3 protein-coding genes are annotated in these 3,518 nt (G+C 36.3%); all 3 read left to right on the top strand.

The genetic code is table 11. The annotated features are described in order from the left end of the window. Positions 1 to 180 precede the first annotated feature (180 nt). Genes H2672_RS18955 through H2672_RS18945 form a run of 3 tightly spaced genes read left to right on the top strand, consistent with a single transcriptional unit; the run spans position 181 to position 3,421 of the window. Positions 181 to 1,428, top strand: a complete 1,248-nt coding sequence (locus tag H2672_RS18955) for a site-specific integrase (protein ID WP_186673947.1) — start codon at positions 181 to 183, stop codon at positions 1,426 to 1,428. After that, positions 1,425 to 2,390 (top strand): tyrosine-type recombinase/integrase, encoded by a 966-nt coding sequence (locus H2672_RS18950; protein ID WP_186673946.1) that lies wholly within the window; start codon positions 1,425 to 1,427, stop codon positions 2,388 to 2,390. Before H2672_RS18955 ends, H2672_RS18950 begins: the two co-directional genes overlap by 4 nt. Continuing rightward, positions 2,387 to 3,421: a tyrosine-type recombinase/integrase gene (locus tag H2672_RS18945; protein WP_186673945.1), complete on the top strand. Its 1,035-nt coding sequence runs from the start codon at positions 2,387 to 2,389 to the stop codon at positions 3,419 to 3,421. The genes H2672_RS18950 and H2672_RS18945 overlap by 4 nt, the downstream gene beginning before the upstream one ends. The last annotated feature ends 97 nt before the right edge of the window (positions 3,422 to 3,518 follow it).

The raw sequence follows: 3,518 nt of genomic DNA, 5'->3' as shown, positions 1-3,518 counted from the left end.
AAAGCCATTATCCTGAAATTCTTGTTATACCGATGTTTTGATTTTAGTAGAACAGATATCATGCTTTGTTCATAAAAATTCGGAATAAGATAATTCTCTTGACTAATGAATAACAATTGAAATAATTTCCATAATGAAATGGTGGGGATACCCAACAACAATTATGGAAGGTGATAAAGTATGAATACCGTATTGTTATCTGATTTGTTCAAGCGTACTAGGTTAGCACTGAAAACATTCGAATACAAAGAGAGCGTTCTCAAACGTTATGAAATTGAATTCCGTACTATTGAAGGTTATTTTTCTAACTATGGGAATGACGCCCATTTCGAGGTAATCTTGGACGGATATATGGAAAACGCAAAGTATGACTACAGTCAGAAGAGAATTTCTAAGACAAAGTATTACAGAATACGACGTGCTACAGATAAACTTCTTCAGTGTTATAAGCACGGTGCTATTGAATGGAGAAGGTTACCAAACCTTAATGCAGATACTAAACAAGATTGTAATGATATTTCAGGTATTATTAATACCTACAACTACTTTTTGGATAAAAAAGGATTTGGTTATAACACTAAGAAGAATTATTTACGTATTTCAAAACTATTCATGGTTTACACCACCAATAAAGGGAAGTGTATTTCTCTAGATAAAGTATCTCGTGAAGATGTAAGTGGTTTTATACCGTATATATCGCAATGGTACAAACTTGGAAGTATGTCAGTAGTGCTTACGGCACTCCGATCATTTTTCCGCTTTGTAAAAGAATATAATTACTGTGGTTGGGATATGGCCATTGCTCTGCCTCAGAAAGCTGCTGTAAAAACCATTGTATATCAACCTTTTACAATAGAAGAAGAAAGTGTACTATTAAATTCCATAAGTCGCAGTACACTAGTTGGGAAAAGAGACTATGCGTTAATCCTTTTGATTATGCGTACAGGATTGAGAAGCGTGGATATTGTCAATTTAGTAATTGATGATATTGACTGGAGAAGGAATACAATCACAATCATACAGAAAAAAACACAGATTGCCTTAATTATACCTTTGCTTCCTGAAGTCGGAAATGCAATAGTGGACTACCTTCTTCATGGGCGCCCTGCATCTAATGACACTCACGTTTTTTTACGATGTTATTCTCCTTACATTGGATTTCAAGATCCATATAGCTGCTCTGAAATCGTAAAAAAGTATATAGAAAAAGCTGGTCTTCGCCACAGTCGGAACTGTGCTCATTCTTTGAGGCATTCACTTGCCAGTAGATTATTAGAGAACGAAACACCATTAACAATTATTTCCTCAATACTGGGGCATTCCAACAAGGAGTCAACTAGGGAATACTTATCTACTGATTTGGAACAGCTTCGGAACTGTAGCTTAACCTTGGAAGGCATTAAAATAACCCAGGGGGCTTTAGCATGAATCCATATAGCTACAATAGCAAGCATCAGAAATATATAGAGGACTTTTTAGAACTGAAACAAGCCCTCGGCTTTGATTACAAGATGGGTAAATATTGGCTATACGTATTTGATAAATTCTGTATTAGTGAGTTTCCGGAGAGTACATTTATTTCCAAGGACATTGTATTAAAATGGGTAAACTTGAGACCGGGTGAACACATCAATAACCTACAACAACGTATTCATTATATACGTCAACTTGCTTTATATATGAATCAAACGGGTACAGAAGCGTATGTCATTCCCAAAGACTATACCCGGAAAATCATACGTTATATTCCGCATATTTTTACTAGCCAGGAACTAAGTGCATTCTTTTATGCCGTAGATGGTATTGAGTTCAGAAAAAGCAATCCCGCGCGCTCTTTGGTCTTGCCCATGATTTTCCGGCTCCTCTATTGCAGTGGACTTCGACCTTCCGAGGCAGTAAATTTAAGGGCAGGAGATGTAGATATAGATACTGGGAAGCTTATTATCCGACAGGCTAAGGGTAACAAAGATCGTGTGGTTGTAATAGCCTATGATGTTCTTGAGTTATGTCAAAAATATAACGACAAAGTTGGTGTTATATGGCCATGTCGGGAATGGTTTTTTCCAAATGATAAAGGCATTCCGTATACAGCAGGTTACATCAGTGACTTATTTCGAAAACTTTGGAATAAGACTGGGATAAAAAATGTAAGTGGAAATAAGCCGCGTCTATACGACATGAGACATTCTTTCTGTGTAAAAAGGATGAATTTATGGGTAAAGGAAAGTCGAGATCTAAATGCACTCCTTCCCTTTCTAAGTATGTATATGGGACATTCTTCCTTTGCAAAAACGGACTATTATCTTCACTTAGTTCCGGACTTTTACCCAGAACTCATTGAAAGATCAGTAATATTGACTAACAACGTAATACCGGAGGTAGATAAATGAAGGCGCTAGATGATAAATTCTTCAAAGTCGTCCGAGATTACTTAACAATCTATCTACCGAGGCAGAAAGCCTATAGCACTAATACTATAAAGGCATATGCAGAAACCATAAACCTTCTCAGACTTTTTTTGGAAAAAGAAAAACATATTCGTTTTACTGAGATTACTTTTTCCCTTCTGAATAAAAATGTTATATCTGAGTATTTGGACTGGGTTGAAGAAGTGAGGGGTTGCAGTGTGACTACACGGAACTACAGGCTAACTGTAATGAAAGCATTCTATAAATATGCGGCAATGGAAAACCCCGCTTTAATTGCACCATATATGGAGTTGAAAAAAATACCGGCAAAAAAGACAATAAAAACTCCTGTTAATTATTTGTCTGAAAAGGCTCTCAATGTATTGCTTACTCAGCCAGATACCGGCAATATGCGTGGGATTCGTAATCAATTTCTAATGATATTTTTGTATGATACAGGTGCACGTATACAAGAACTTTTAAACTTACGAATTAAAGATATAAGTCTTCAGAGCGAAGTTCCATTCGTATATCTGACAGGTAAGGGGCAAAAGACGCGCGCAGTTCCCCTTCAAGAAAAGACGATTAGACATCTTAATAAATACCTAAGTCATTTTCATCCACAGAAATCTTGGGACACAGAGAAATATCTATTTTTCACAGTAATACATGGACAGCATAGTCGAATGTCAGAAGACAATGTTGCGGCCTTCTTGAAAAAATACGCAAAGTCTGCAAAAGAAAAGTTTCCGGAAATTCCCGACAGGGTTTACCCTCATCTTTTTAGACATACAAAAGCTATGCATCTATATCAGGCGGGTATTCCCCTTTCTTATATTAAAGATTTTCTAGGGCATTCGAATATTAACACAACTGATCGATATGCATTTGCAGATGTTTCAATGATGAAGAAGGCTCTGGAGAAGGTTTCAAAGACAGCTGATATATTAAATGAAAAGGGAATCTGGGATGATAATGAAGAACTAATACTAAAATTGTGCGGGCTTAAGTAACTCGAAATGTTATCCCGTATTTTTATAAATATAGTACATTAATTGGTCCAGTTAGAGAGGTACTTCGGGATAACAATAATTTCGGGATAATGGCTTT

Origin of the sequence: Sporosarcina sp. BP05 (genome assembly GCF_014282005.1) — a bacterium.
Lineage (GTDB): Bacteria > Bacillota > Bacilli > Bacillales_A > Planococcaceae > Sporosarcina.
This window is presented reverse-complemented; position numbering and strand designations above follow the sequence as displayed.